Source organism: Thermosipho affectus, from assembly GCF_001990485.1.
GTDB lineage: Bacteria > Thermotogota > Thermotogae > Thermotogales > Fervidobacteriaceae > Thermosipho > Thermosipho affectus.
In genome coordinates this window covers 1-12,920 of record NZ_LBFC01000009.1, presented here as the reverse complement: position 1 = coordinate 12,920, position 12,920 = coordinate 1, and the positions used below count along the sequence as shown (strand labels likewise).

At 29.5% G+C, this 12,920-nt stretch carries 12 protein-coding genes; 5 read left to right on the top strand and 7 right to left on the bottom strand.

All coding sequences use genetic code 11. From position 1 onward, the window contains the following. Positions 1-366: a Fur family transcriptional regulator gene (locus XJ44_RS02880; protein ID WP_075665561.1), complete on the bottom strand. Its 366-nt coding sequence runs from the start codon at positions 364-366 to the stop codon at positions 1-3. 134 nt (positions 367-500) lie between these two features. On the opposite strand from XJ44_RS02880, the gene XJ44_RS02875 reads away from it, so the two are divergent. The 3 genes from XJ44_RS02875 to XJ44_RS02865 all read left to right on the top strand — a co-directional run bounded on the left by XJ44_RS02875 (position 501) and on the right by XJ44_RS02865 (position 1,734). Beyond that, positions 501-899 carry a secondary thiamine-phosphate synthase enzyme YjbQ gene (locus XJ44_RS02875; protein WP_075665560.1) on the top strand — a complete coding sequence of 133 codons (399 nt, stop codon included), beginning with the start codon at positions 501-503 and terminating at the stop codon, positions 897-899. 10 nt (positions 900-909) lie between these two features. Continuing rightward, complete coding sequence (locus XJ44_RS02870; RefSeq protein WP_077197997.1) at positions 910-1,383, top strand: shikimate kinase; 474 nt, start codon at positions 910-912, stop codon at positions 1,381-1,383. A gap of 72 nt (positions 1,384-1,455) precedes the next feature. Continuing rightward, positions 1,456-1,734: an HU family DNA-binding protein gene (locus tag XJ44_RS02865; RefSeq protein ID WP_075665558.1), complete on the top strand. Its 279-nt coding sequence runs from the start codon at positions 1,456-1,458 to the stop codon at positions 1,732-1,734. A gap of 31 nt (positions 1,735-1,765) precedes the next feature. On the opposite strand, the gene XJ44_RS02860 is transcribed toward XJ44_RS02865, so the two are convergent. From XJ44_RS02860 to XJ44_RS02840, 5 genes are all read right to left on the bottom strand, one after another. Further along, positions 1,766-2,317, bottom strand: coding sequence for a hypothetical protein (locus tag XJ44_RS02860; RefSeq protein ID WP_075665557.1), 552 nt, complete (start codon positions 2,315-2,317; stop codon positions 1,766-1,768). A gap of 128 nt (positions 2,318-2,445) precedes the next feature. Next, on the bottom strand, positions 2,446-5,313 hold the full coding sequence (locus tag XJ44_RS02855; RefSeq protein ID WP_077197996.1) for a PD-(D/E)XK nuclease family protein: 2,868 nt from the start codon (positions 5,311-5,313) through the stop codon (positions 2,446-2,448). Continuing rightward, entirely contained in the window at positions 5,310-8,324 is a 3,015-nt protein-coding gene (locus XJ44_RS02850) for a UvrD-helicase domain-containing protein (protein WP_077197995.1), read from the bottom strand. The genes XJ44_RS02855 and XJ44_RS02850 overlap by 4 nt, the downstream gene beginning before the upstream one ends. Continuing rightward, a complete protein-coding gene (gene galE, locus XJ44_RS02845) occupies positions 8,308-9,291 on the bottom strand; it encodes a UDP-glucose 4-epimerase GalE (protein WP_077197994.1) in 984 nt (327 codons plus the stop codon). Before galE ends, XJ44_RS02850 begins: the two co-directional genes overlap by 17 nt. Further along, complete coding sequence (locus XJ44_RS02840; RefSeq protein WP_233119500.1) at positions 9,288-9,992, bottom strand: pseudouridine synthase; 705 nt, start codon at positions 9,990-9,992, stop codon at positions 9,288-9,290. The genes galE and XJ44_RS02840 overlap by 4 nt, the downstream gene beginning before the upstream one ends. A 53-nt stretch (positions 9,993-10,045) precedes the next feature. On the opposite strand from XJ44_RS02840, the gene XJ44_RS02835 reads away from it, so the two are divergent. Together XJ44_RS02835 and XJ44_RS02830 are read left to right on the top strand one after the other, a co-directional pair. Then, positions 10,046-10,762 carry a DUF445 domain-containing protein gene (locus tag XJ44_RS02835; protein WP_075665552.1) on the top strand — a complete coding sequence of 239 codons (717 nt, stop codon included), beginning with the start codon at positions 10,046-10,048 and terminating at the stop codon, positions 10,760-10,762. 21 nt (positions 10,763-10,783) lie between these two features. Further along, on the top strand, positions 10,784-12,577 hold the full coding sequence (locus XJ44_RS02830; RefSeq protein ID WP_077197992.1) for a heme NO-binding domain-containing protein: 1,794 nt from the start codon (positions 10,784-10,786) through the stop codon (positions 12,575-12,577). Between the two features lie 26 nt (positions 12,578-12,603). On the opposite strand, the gene XJ44_RS02825 is transcribed toward XJ44_RS02830, so the two are convergent. Beyond that, entirely contained in the window at positions 12,604-12,873 is a 270-nt protein-coding gene (locus XJ44_RS02825; RefSeq protein ID WP_088368848.1) for a hypothetical protein, read from the bottom strand. Positions 12,874-12,920 lie beyond the last annotated feature (47 nt).

The following is a 12,920-nucleotide window of genomic DNA, read 5'->3' as shown; positions in this document are numbered from 1 at the left end:
TCATTCCTCCTCTCTACATTTTTTGCAAATTCCTTTAAAATAAAACACGTGATCTAGTATTTGATAGTCAAATTGTTTTTCGATTTTCATTTTTATTTCTTTTGCCGTACATTCGTTAAAAACTTCAATGTTTCCACATTTAATACAATATAGAAAATGAATATGTCTTTCTTTTGGGAAAAAGTACTTTGTGGAATTTTCAAATGATACAGATGAGATAATATTCTTTTTCTCAAGGTAATTAAGCGCCCTGTAAATAGTCGATAGATTCGGTTTAAAGCCATTTATTTTGTAAATCTCTTCTGCACACAGTGGTTTTTTACTATTTTTAAGTATATCCCAAATGGCTTTTCTCCACTTTGTCAATTTTCACACCCCTATTTTTGCAAATGCAAGTTATTTGCAAAAAATATTATAGTAAAATATTGAAAAAAAGTCAAGGAAAATTGCATATTTACTAATTTTTGTGTTATAATATTCGAGAAAAAGGGGGAGTAAAAATGCTTTATTCTTTTGAGGTTATGACAAGATCTAGAAATTCTTTGATTGATATCACAGAAAAAGTGAACAAAGTGGTAAAAGATTCTGGTGTAAAATCTGGAATTTGTGTAGTGTTTATCCCACACACTACTGCAGGTATTACCATTAATGAAAATGCAGATCCATCTGTAAAAGGTGATATAGAGAGGACTTTGAGCAAAATAGTACCACCAAATTGGGAATACACACACTTAGAGGGTAATTCAGATTCTCATGTGAAGTCTACACTTGTTTCCCCTAGTATTACTTTGATTATAGAAAGTGGTAAAATTTTACTAGGAACTTGGCAGGGAATATATTTTTGCGAATTTGATGGTCCAAGGAGAAGAAAGGTATTTTTGAAAATAATTACCGATTAGGGGGGATATTTTGCCGTTGTACATAATCGGACTTCCTGGGAGTGGAAAGTCGGCTGTGGGTAAAATTTTAAAGGAAGATTTTGGTTACGATATAATCGATTTTGATGAAATTTTAAACCTTGAAACGGGAAAGAGATTTAATGCAATACTTCTTTCCAATGGGTTTGTTACTTTAGAAAACCTTGAAAGAAAATTTTTAAAAAGGTTTAAAAGGTTTGATGAAAAGATAATAGTTACCCTTGGTTTGATAGCGGAAAAGGATCGCTACAAGGGAAAGGTAGTATACATAAAGGTCCCCAAAGAAAAATTTATTAGAAGGATAAAGATGGTCTCTGATAAATTTCAAAATTTAGACGATTTGTATGAAAAATTTCATTTTACATTCTCAAAGGATGCGGATCTTGTTATTTCTTCTGAAAACAAGACAAAATTTGATATTGCAAAAATCATAGATGATTTCTATAGAAAAAGTTTTAGAAAATAATTTGCATTCTGATGTAAAAAAATGATATATTATATACGTATTTTAACTATCACATGTGAGGAGGGAAAAGTTATGAGTAAAAAGGAACTTGTAAACAAGGTAGCAGAAAAGATGCCAGAATTAAAGAAAAAAGATATCAAAGCAGTTATTGATGCGGTTTTTGAAACTATAACTGAGGCTTTGTCAAATGGAGAAAAAGTTCAGCTTATTGGTTTTGGAACGTTTGAGGTAAGAGAAGCAGAGGAAAGGACAGGAGTTAATCCAAGAACAAGAGAAAAAATAACAATCCCTGCAAGAAAGGTCCCAAAATTCAAACCTGGTAAGGAATTAAAGGAAAAAGTAAACAAATAAGTAATTCCCCCCGAAAAACTGGGGGGATTTTTTAGAAAGTTGAAACCATTTTAGAAACTATATGTGAAACTTTTCTGTGATATCTGTAGCTTACACTATTTCCTTTTATTATGTTTCTTTTAAAAAGATTAATGATTCTAAATTCTGATTCCTCAGGTGGGAGTGTGTAGTTGATAATGTCATTTCCAAGTCTGTGAAAGTGTTTTAGTGCTGATTCTGTCCACCCCATAGCATCTGGTAGTATAAAATAATAAAAGGTTTTTCTTCTATTTTTTACGTAAAAGTCCGTTTTTAATACTACCTCGTATTCTTTATTGTTTATCAAAAAAATCTTTGAAAATTCTTTTGGGATAGGATTTATAAAATTGAAAAATTTTGTTTTGCAAATTGTTTCTTTGAAAATTTGAAATAAATTTTCAAATTCTTCATCCAGGATGTGCTTTGTAAGTTCTTCATCTTTTGTTTCAAGGAAAAGTTTTGCCGCTCTGTAAAAATTGTCGTATTTTTCCCTATAATTTAAAGGTTCTTTTCTTGTTCCCGCTAGACATATAGCAATATCTTCGGCAAATATCCTTTTTTTCATATTTTTCACCCCCACAACGTACATTTACAATCGGATTATAACAATAACTTTAAAATAAATCAACAATTTAACCATTGCTTAATAATATGGCAATATAAATGAAATTTTGTTGTGTTGGAGCATTTTGTTTACTTTTCTACTAATTTTACGTTGTTGTAGATTTCGAAATTTTTGCAAATTTCGTAAAAATGGCAAGAAACGGCATAAGATTTGCAAAATCTTTTTTTACTTTGTATTTTAAATCCCATATCTTTTAAATACATCATAAATGGTTTTACGTTGTTTTGCTCGACGAATATAGGGGTTATATCTCCGCTTGTTAGCTTTTCCAGTATACTATCAAGCCAAGATAAGTAAATATCGTAGTCTATTTCTTTTTCTGATTTATAATAGTTATAGTAAATTTTTTCTTTAATTCTTTTAATTTTATAACTTTTTCTATCTTCTATTCCCAAAAATAACAGCGTAGTTTCAAAATCTTTGTTTATATTACTTTTGAAGATATAGTCGTACAAGAGAAGTTGACCCATATCACTATTTTTTGAATTTTTTTTGTAGTCTATAATTGTATAAGAATCTTTATCTTTATCTATTCTATCAATACGTGCTTCTGCCAAAATATTTCCCCTTAATTTAGTCATGTATGTTTTTTCAAGTTGGTATATATTTTTAGATTCCACGTTTTCATGTAAATGCATTAAAAATTCGTTTAGTTTTTTTGTATAATTTTCTATGTTTATCGACTTTGGTATGGAATATTGAAAGAATTCTTCTATAAATACTTCATCGTATACTTCTTCGACTAGTTTTTTTAATTCAAAAACAACTTCTTCAAAATATCTTTTTAGAACCCTGTGGTAAAAAATACCTATGTATAGATTGGATTTGTCACTATCTATGTTTCTTACATTTGCTTTTTCCGATAAAAAGAGTTTGAACGGACAATTAACATATGTTGAGATTAAACTGTGACTTACTTTTTTTACGTTTAAACTACTTTTCCATTCTACGTTTAATTTTAACTTTCTTTCTTCGTTAAATGCTTTATATAAATTTTTATCAAATTCTGAGTATATTTTGCTGGCTTGTGGAATTATGTAAAAACTTGTTTCAATATCTTTTACTTCTCCAAATTCAGTTGCGTATGTAGAAGGTAAAATGGGTTCTCCTGATAGGGTTGAATGAGGAAATGATATATGATTATTTTCCGAAAAGATCAACGAAAGTATTACGTTTCTTCTTTCTATCTCCTCATTAAATGATCTTAATTTGTTTGGATCAGATAAAACGTTTAAGATAAGTGGATTAATATCAAAATTTGGATAAAATGCGTCAGTGAAATTAACAAAAAATTTGAATTTTTTCCGTACAAATCTTGCTTGGGTTATATCAAATATGTCTATTGCATTTTCTTTTCTTTCGGAGAATCTGTATTTTTCAACGTTTATAATACTTGTTAGTATTTTATAGAAAGTTCTCCAAGAGTTTATTTTTAAATTATAACTTTTTAGGTTATTTAGTACTTCTATGAATTTTATAAGTGCATTTTTTTCTTCTTTTATTTCAAAGAGGTATTTATCGTTTGTAAATATATCAAACTTTTCTATTGAAAATTTTATGAATTCAATAAACCATGTGATGAAGTCATTAGTTATACCGTTTTTGACCTCTTCCAATAAATTGAGCAAATTGTCCAGAATTTCTATAAAGACTTTGTATTCTTCTATCTTTTCCATTCTGTCTTGGTATGTATCATCATCTTTTATTTTTTCAAGTTGTTTTATATGCGCAGATATTTCTTGTATTTTTTCTTTTGAAAATTTTTCATCTAACATACGGAATTCTCTAAAGAATTTTTCTATCTTTTCTATTGTGAGTTGTCTTGTATCTATATATGGAGATTCTATTAATGCTAGAAGATCTTCTGTTTCAAAGTTGTAATAAATGGTTTTTATTGGTTGGAGTAAGATTTTTACAATTTTACTCTCCGATAGTTTTGATTGTAAATTAACGTTGTTTGGTATACCAATTTCCGTTAATTTTTCAGAGAATTGTTTTGCAATTGAAAAATTTGGTACGACAATTGCTATCTCATTTGGTGATTTACCATTTATTAAGAGTTCCTTTATTTTTCCAGTTATTTCGTAGATTTCCACAATAGAGTTTTTGTAGGAAGTTACTTTTGTTTTATCTTTTAATTTGAGTGTATGTGGAATTGTCTCTTCTATTTTGAAGCCTTCGCTTTTCAAAAAATTGTATATGTCGTTGAGTTGATTAAAGGCCCTATCGTTTATTTGTTCCCAAACGTAAAAATAGACATTTTCAAAGTTTTTAAACATCTTTTTAAAAACGTCTTTTAAGATGGGTGGAATATCGAAAAAGCCACTTAAAACAAGATTTTTCTTTTTTTCTTCAAAGTATTCTTCAACGTACCATTTGTATGTGGTTATCTGATCAAAGATATTTCCAGATTTTTGCATAATAAGGCTTGTATCATTTAGTAGATTTAAGATTAGTTTTGAAATTTTTTCGTTTTTTTCAAGTAATTGATTTATTTCATAGTAATACGGTGTGAGAAAATCTCCGCTTGAAACTTTGATTTCCCATGCTTTTTCAAAAAGTTCAAGTATGTAATTTAAAATGCCTTTTGATCTTGAAACTGTCCTTAAAAATTCCAAATATTCATCGTCTTTTTCATTTTTAATATACTCTTCTATTTGAGAAGCTATAAATGCTTTAAAAAAATCCCTGTCGAAAAATACCGTGTCCATATTGTTTAGTTTTAAAGTTTCAACAACATATTGATTTATTACCCTAAAAGCATCTCGGTTTATTGTCTTTCCAAGTTTTTCTGAAAATTTATCAGATATTTGCCTTACATAGTATCCCGTGGGTCCGATAAATAAAAAAGAAAATGGGTCATAGTATTTTTCCATTTCATTTGCCATATATTCAAAGTGATTTTCATCTAATTTTGTAATTATAGCTCTTTTCATTTTTCCACCTTCTCAAAATTATCTATAGCTTTTTTTATCATCTCTTCAAATCCTTCTTTATACGATATTTTTAGCATATCTCCTGTTTTAGTGGAGATAATGTATGCTTCTTTTACATTTCCAAAATCTTTTAAGAGATACATATAAAAATTTACTTGGAATATGTATTTTTCATCGTCTAAATTTTTTGTGTTTTTAAAATCAAGAATGTATATGAAATTGTCTTTAAAGATTACTTTATCTGGTATGCCAAAGAGCATGTATTTTCTGTTTTTATGGAAAAAAGGCTTTACTATTCTCCACTCTGGCAAGATTTTTGAATTTTCAAAAAGATGTCCTATTTTATGTGAAAGTTTCACCTTTATTTCTCCAGTTTCTTCAAGGTATCTCAGTTGTGAGAGTGTATTTGCGTTTGAGAGTTTTCTGTGAATTTGCGATCCTTTAAAAGTTTGTTCGTTTAAATCCAATGTTATCTCTTCTTTTGCCTCGTTTTCATTTCCTAGATATCCGTATAATGTAGTGGGTGAGATGTACGATTTATACGATAGATGGGAAAAATCTTTTAAATTTTCTTGTGGAATATCTTCTTTTTCCTTTGTGTGCTTTTTTTGTTCTGTTGGAATTTCTACATTATTAATTTCTACGTATTCAAAACTTTTAATTTCCTTTTTTAATTCTTCTATTTCGTCATCTGATAATTTTAGATATTTTGCAACGTTTTCTTTGTTTTCGTTAAAGATTATTGGAATAAACATTTCAGAAGCCCTCGTTATTGCAACATATATTTTTCTTAATACTTCTGTTTCATCGTATACCTCATCAAGGTAAAATTCCTTTATCAATTCCAGTGTGTTTTTATCTAGGTTATCCATTATTTTGGTCAACATAAAATAATTTTTATCTTTCTTGTTGTAGAATTTTAAATCTTTGGAATTTTTTGTGTTTAAATTAGCGAAAAGATCGCCTAATAAGACAATTTTAAATTCGAGACCTTTAGATGCGTGAATGGTCATTAATTTGACACTTTCTGATGTTTCATCTTCTGTAGAAGCTTCTGCTTCGTTTGTATCACCTATTTTTTGAATTAGCTTTATTAACTCAGAAAAAGAATCTGCAAGTTGATCAAAGTTTTCCGCTTCCAAGATAAGTTTTTTGACGTTTAAGATAGCGGATTCTTTATCTTTAAAATAGACTAATTTTTCAAAATAATTTAGGTCTTTAATTAATCCCTTTAAAATTTCTGTTGGTCTTATGTAGTATTTTAAATGTGCGTATTTTTCAAGTACTTCTAGTGCATGACTTTTATGTATTCTCTTTGCCGCTTCAAATAATGTTTCATTTTCTTTTTTTTCGCTTACAATTTTCTCGTAGTCTTTAAACTTTCCTAGTACAAGTGGCGAGAAGAAAAATCTTGTAAAATAATAGTTGTTATTTGGATTTTGTACAGCAAATAATGCGTTTAAAATTGTTTGAATTTCTAGTTGTTTGTAGAAACTTTTTCCGCCTACTATGTGTAATGGAATATTGTACGCTTCAAATACTTCTTTGTAGATGCCTTCTGCATTTGACAGTCTGGATCTTAATATAGCAAAATCACCGTATGTGATCTTTTTGTCTATACATTTATTTTTTACATTAATGGTTAATTCTTTTCCAACGAGTTTTTTTATTATATACGCTGCAACTAGCGCTTCTTTTTTTTCTTTTTTTTCTTTTTTATCTAGTGATACAATAACGTATTTTATCCTTCCGTTTTCTTTGTTATTTAATGAAGGAACTTTTCCTTTGCAAAAAATAGTGGGCTTTGACGTGTCTTTTTCATCATCAAACCATAGTTTTTTGTATATATTTGGTTCAAGTACTTTAAATGTTTCGTACTTATCTATGTTATTTGTTTTTTGGACTATATGTTTGTTGAAAATTTTGTGTTTTGATATGAAATTGAAGTATTTTACAAGTTCGCTGTTTGATCTATAGTTGTCTTTTAGTGCCAAGATTTTTTCACCATTTTCTTCAAATTCATTTTGAGTTTTTAAAAATACGGAGACGTCTGAATTTCTAAATCTGTATATTGATTGCTTTCTATCCCCTACGTAAAAGAGATAATTTTCTTTTGTGTGTAATTTATCGAATAGTTCTTTTTGTAGGTAGTTTGTATCTTGAAATTCATCGATAATTATATATTTAAACCTTTTTTGGTATTTTTTTCTTATGTTTTTATCTTCTAAAATGTCTAGTGTTTTTTCTAAAATACCTTTAAAGTCGTATTCAAAATTATCAACTGTAAAAGCTTCATATATTTCTTTTGAAATCAGAAGCATGTCTTTAAAGGCTTTTAAGGCTAGTGATTCTTCTTTTGCAGTTTCAAATAGCTTTTCTAGAATAGTTGCATTTTTCATCTCTGTTCTCCAATTTGAAAGTGTATATTTTAACAAATTTTCTACTTCGTCTATGTTTTGATATATTTCAAAAAGTTTTTTTATGCTATTTTTGTTTTTTTTCAGACTTTGTAGTATAATCTCGATTTGTTTTTTTCTTAACTTTGAAATGTTTAGGTTTATGTCTGTTTTATCATAGTCGTACAGTTGAAAGACAAATTTTAAAGTCAAATATACAGATCTTTCTATTAATTTATTCATTTTTAAATCACTGATTATGGTAAAATTTGGATCTATTTTTGCGTTTACATTTTCCTCTCTTAATATCCGTTGACAAAAGCTATCTATTGTGGAAATTATTGCACGTGGCAGATAGTTTTTTATTTTCTTCCAATATGGAGAATTTTTCTCTTTTACAAGTTGAAAGATTCTTTCTTTCATTTCTGAAGCCGCTTTTTTTGTGAATGTGGCAACAACTATTTCATCGACTATTTCTGGATAATTTATTTTTTCGTATTCGTTTAGTATTTCCACGTAGTAGTGGGTAATAGTATAAGTTTTTCCCGTACCTGCTGATGCGGAAATAAAGTAATTTCTGTTTATATTGCTTTTAATCTCATCGAGTACGCCCATTATATCTCTCCTTGTGCCAAGTCCAAGCTGTTTTAATGATATCATCTAGTGAATATTTTGGTTCCCATGAGAGTATTTTTTTTGCTTTTTGGTTGTCTGCAATCAAATATGCAGGATCTCCCGGCCTTCTTTCTATTTCCTCTACTTTGAAATCTATATTTGTTATCTCTTTTACCTTCTCTATGACTTCTCTTACAGAATAACCATTACCACTTCCCAAGTTAAAACAATCGGTTTTGTTTTCTTTTAAAAGATATTCAAGTCCTTTTATGTGTGCATTTGCAAGGTCATTGACATGTACAAAATCTCTGATACATGTTCCATCTTTTGTTTCATAGTCTGTTCCGAAGATCTTTATACTTTCTCTTTTTCCAAGTGCTGCATCTAATATTAGCGGTATAAGGTGTGTTTCTGGGTTGTGTGCTTCACCTATTTCCCCTGATTCATCTGCTCCTGCTGCGTTAAAATATCTAAATCTTATACTTTTTAGGTTATACGCTTTATCAAAATCGTCCAAAATTTCCTCTACCATATATTTACTCTTTCCGTACGGATTAATGGGATTTTTGGGGGCATCTTCTTTTATGGGAATTTTCTCTGGCATGCCGTAGACTGCTGCTGTGGATGAAAAAATAAATTTATTAACGTTGTGTTTTAACATTGAATTTAAAAGAACAAGTGTATTTGAAACGTTGTTTTCATAGTATTTATATGGGTTTATTACAGACTCTCCAACTTCTATATATGCACAAAAATGCATAACTGCAGCGATGTTGTAATGTTCAAAGATAATATCCAAAAGTTTTTTATCTGATATATCACCTGGTATGAATTTTCCGTATTTTGCAAATTCTCTATGTCCGTTTGATAGGTTGTCAAGTACTATTACGTTATATCCCTTTTCATTTAGCATCTTACAAACGTGTGAACCTATGTATCCTGCTCCTCCTGCAACCAAAATATTCATGCTTTCCTCTCCTTTAGTTTTAATAGTTTTTTTAAAAGCTTTCCCTTTATTTCTTTTATATCACCTGGGTTTGGAACAAAGGAGATATCAATTGGTCCATGTGAGATTCTTTTTAACTCTAACACTTCGTGGTTTATGTTTTTGAATAATCTTTTTACTTCATGTTTTTTTCCCTTTATCATTTCTACTTTAACTGTGGAATAATTAAATCCCACGTCTAATATTTCAAAGTATTCCAATCTTAAAAATTCGCCGTTGTCCCATATCCCTTTTTTTAAAGTTAAAAGTTCTTTGAAGTTTATTTTTCCCTTTACTTTTACAATATAAACTTTTTTTACCCTGTATTTTGCACTAGTTAGAATATTTATTAACTCTCCATCATTAGTTAAAATTAAAACACCAGTTGCATCTTTGTCTAAGCGTCCTGCCACTTTTAATGGTTTGTCTTTGAAAAATTCCTTTATGGTTTTCTTTTCCTTTGGATCGTAGAGGGTAGTAACGTATCCCTTTGGTTTGTGTAAAGCGTAATATTCAAAGTTGTTTGACGTTAATTTTTGATTGTCTAAAGATACAACATCACTATTTTTAACTTCGTACCATGGTTCTTTAACCACTTTGTTATTGACTTTTATCCTTCCAGAAAATATAATTATATCTGCCTTTCTTCGAGCGTATCCACAAAGTTGAAGGTACTTTTGCAACTTAATTTTTTCACCCCTTTCCAATATATTTTATCATTATAAGGAGGGATTTTATGTTTTTTGATTTGCCTTTTTTGATACTTTTAACTATTTTTGTATTGACAAAATTTATTTTCCATTCTCCACTTGGAATTCTTGCAACAGGTGCATTGGTAGGATATATTACAAATATGCTTGCAATTTGGATGCTTTTTAACCCTAAAAGAAAAATTTTGGGAATTCAAGGGGTAATTCCAAGGAAAAAGTATGAGATTGCCCAAAATCTTTCAAGGGTGATAGAAGACGAATTTATTAATACTGAATCTCTTAAGAATTTCATGAAAAGAAATTTAGATCAATTGAATTTCAAAGATGACATTATGCGTTTTATTGTTGGAAATTTTTCAAAGCTTTTGAATGAAGATACAAAAAATGCTATTTTGCGATATTTATCTTCAAAAATAAGTATACCTTTAATACCTGTTGATAGGATTGTTTCTTCTGTTTTAGACAATGTTTTTAAGGATATAAAAGTAGATCTTGAAAGTAAAGGAAGTATATACAAAATGATTGAAAAGAATTTAACGGATGGAGAATATGATATAATAAAAGTGTTGGAAAAAGTCTTCGAAAGAATACCCTTTAAAGATATTGTAAGGGAAAAGATAGAAAATTACACAGTCGATGAGATGGAAACTGTAATTTTGAGGATAGCAAAGAGAGAGTTGCGGTATATAGAACTTTTAGGTATTCCACTTGGGATTTTAATAAGTGTTATACAAATGATTTAATGATTTAAGAGAGGTGATTGTATGAAGAGTTTTGTTATGAACATTTGGATAAATACTTGGAAAAGACTATACGGTGAAAGTCTTGTAGATTCTCTTATTAATGAATTCAACGTAGATTTAGACATACTCCAAAGTCCAATTAATGATGTAGATGATGAAATGGTAATTAGATTTTCAAGAAAACTTGCAGAAAAGACTGGGAAAACATTTGAGAAAGTTTGGGAAGAAACAGGATATGAAAATATTAAAAGCTTTCATAAGTATTATCCAGGGTATTTTAAAAAAGATGGTATTCTTTCATTTTTGAGCACTATGGATATGGTCCATAGGGCACTTACAAGGAGAATTAAGGGGGCAAAGCCTCCAAGGATTATATACAAATATATAGACGAAAAAACTGCGATTGTAAGGTATCAATCAAATAGGGATTTTAGAAGTTACTTTTTAGGGTTAGTGAGGGGAGCTTCTGACTTTTTCAAAGATCCCATAACTACGGAAGTGCTGGATCAAGGTACAAATAATAGCACTTCTTTTGTGGAAATAAGAATAAAGGCTTCAAAACCATACGGAAAGTTGATAAAATTAAAGTCGTTTAGATTGGTATCATTTGGTATTTTGAAAAATATATTAAAGAGTAATGTTATTTTCCTTCCGTTAATTGTATTTATTGTTTCGTTACTGTCTTCAAGCTTTTTATCACCGGTTGTTTCTTCGATAATAGTGGCGCTTTCCACATTTGCTTTGTCTTTGCCTATTGTTTTAGATTTAAAGAAGGGATTTAGTGCACTAAAATTTGAAGATCTTTCCTCTGTTACATATGTTTCTGGTGAAGAAAACTTTGAGAAAATAACACATGAGTTAAACAAGGCAAATGAAAAAATCAAAGAGTTGTTGATATCATTCCAAGGTGATACCGAAGAATTGTTGAGTTTTTCCAGCAAGACAATGTCATCAATTGAAGTTGTTGAAGAACAGATTGATACGATGAAGGAATTATCTTCACAGGTTGCGGATACCGCCGTTCAAATAAGTAATGATGCAGAAAGGATTTCAGATGCAGTAACATCAAATGTGGATACTATTTCACAAACGATAAGTGTTCAAAATGAAATAGTGCAAAATTTAAACGAGGCGGTTGAAAATATTATATCTGCGGCAAAGAGTGTTGAAAATGTATCATTTAACATAGAAAATGTAAGTGATGATTTTGAAAAAATAGCAAATGAAAGTAAAGAACTTAGAAAACAAGCAGATGAAATAAAAGAAATTGCCGATACTGTTATGAGCATAGCAGAACAAACAAATTTACTTGCACTTAACGCTGCAATTGAAGCAGCAAGAAGCGGGGAAGCTGGAAGAGGATTTGCAGTAGTTGCCGATGAAATAAGGAAACTAGCAGAAGAAAGTAAAGAATCTGCAAATAAGATATCTGATTTCCTAACAAAGATTTCAAGCGGTATAGAGAATTTGAGTGTTGGAGTTGTTTCTGGATATGAAAATTTAAAAGCACAGACAAAGGCACTTTCGGAAAGTTCTAAAAAAAGTAAGGAATCTAGTCAGGTGATATCGGATATTACCGGACATTTAAATTCTTTGATTGAATCGTTAAATACAGAAGCAAGTAAATTGGAAGATATAACAAATAGTATTCAAAATCTGTTGGCAATCTCAGAGGAAAGTAGTGCAACAGCAGAAGAAATAAGTGCATCTATTCAAAGATTTTTGACGGAATTAAGGACAGTCTTTGATAACGTAAGCAAAACTATTAGTTTGCTAGAATTGATACAAGAAAATATAGAGAAGATAGATATATAAAAAGGCTCCCATTGGGAGCCTTTTTTTTAGTCAAATTTTAGTCTCATTAAATCTGATTTTACACCGGGTATTTGGTTTAACTTTTCCTTTAATTCATCGTGTTTTGATTCATCATCTACTAGTTCTAGAATGATTAGCCCAGAATTTGAACAGTATTGAGGTACTCCTTCGTGAAGTCCTAGTCTAGTTTTGATGTAACATCCATATTCTGTTAATAGTTCTTGCACTTTAGTTGCAGATTTTTCCCTGTTATCGATTAAAATGGCCATGACCGTTCTGACTGTTATATCCATAATACCCCCCCTTTTTAGTTAAGTTTAGAAATATTTTCGATTAATTCATC

What these genes read in the sequence shown, in the direction of transcription:
- XJ44_RS02835 (WP_075665552.1), top strand. Translation starts at nt 10,046, where the DNA reads ATGTTTTTTGATTTGCCTTTTTTGATACTTTTAACTATTTTTGTATTG.
- XJ44_RS02830 (WP_077197992.1), top strand. Translation starts at nt 10,784, where the DNA reads ATGAAGAGTTTTGTTATGAACATTTGGATAAATACTTGGAAAAGACTA.
- galE (WP_077197994.1), bottom strand. Translation starts at nt 9,291, where the DNA reads ATGAATATTTTGGTTGCAGGAGGAGCAGGATACATAGGTTCACACGTT.
- XJ44_RS02855 (WP_077197996.1), bottom strand. Translation starts at nt 5,313, where the DNA reads ATGAAAAGAGCTATAATTACAAAATTAGATGAAAATCACTTTGAATAT.
- XJ44_RS02850 (WP_077197995.1), bottom strand. Translation starts at nt 8,324, where the DNA reads ATGGGCGTACTCGATGAGATTAAAAGCAATATAAACAGAAATTACTTT.
- XJ44_RS02875 (WP_075665560.1), top strand. Translation starts at nt 501, where the DNA reads ATGCTTTATTCTTTTGAGGTTATGACAAGATCTAGAAATTCTTTGATT.
- XJ44_RS02860 (WP_075665557.1), bottom strand. Translation starts at nt 2,317, where the DNA reads ATGAAAAAAAGGATATTTGCCGAAGATATTGCTATATGTCTAGCGGGA.
- XJ44_RS02865 (WP_075665558.1), top strand. Translation starts at nt 1,456, where the DNA reads ATGAGTAAAAAGGAACTTGTAAACAAGGTAGCAGAAAAGATGCCAGAA.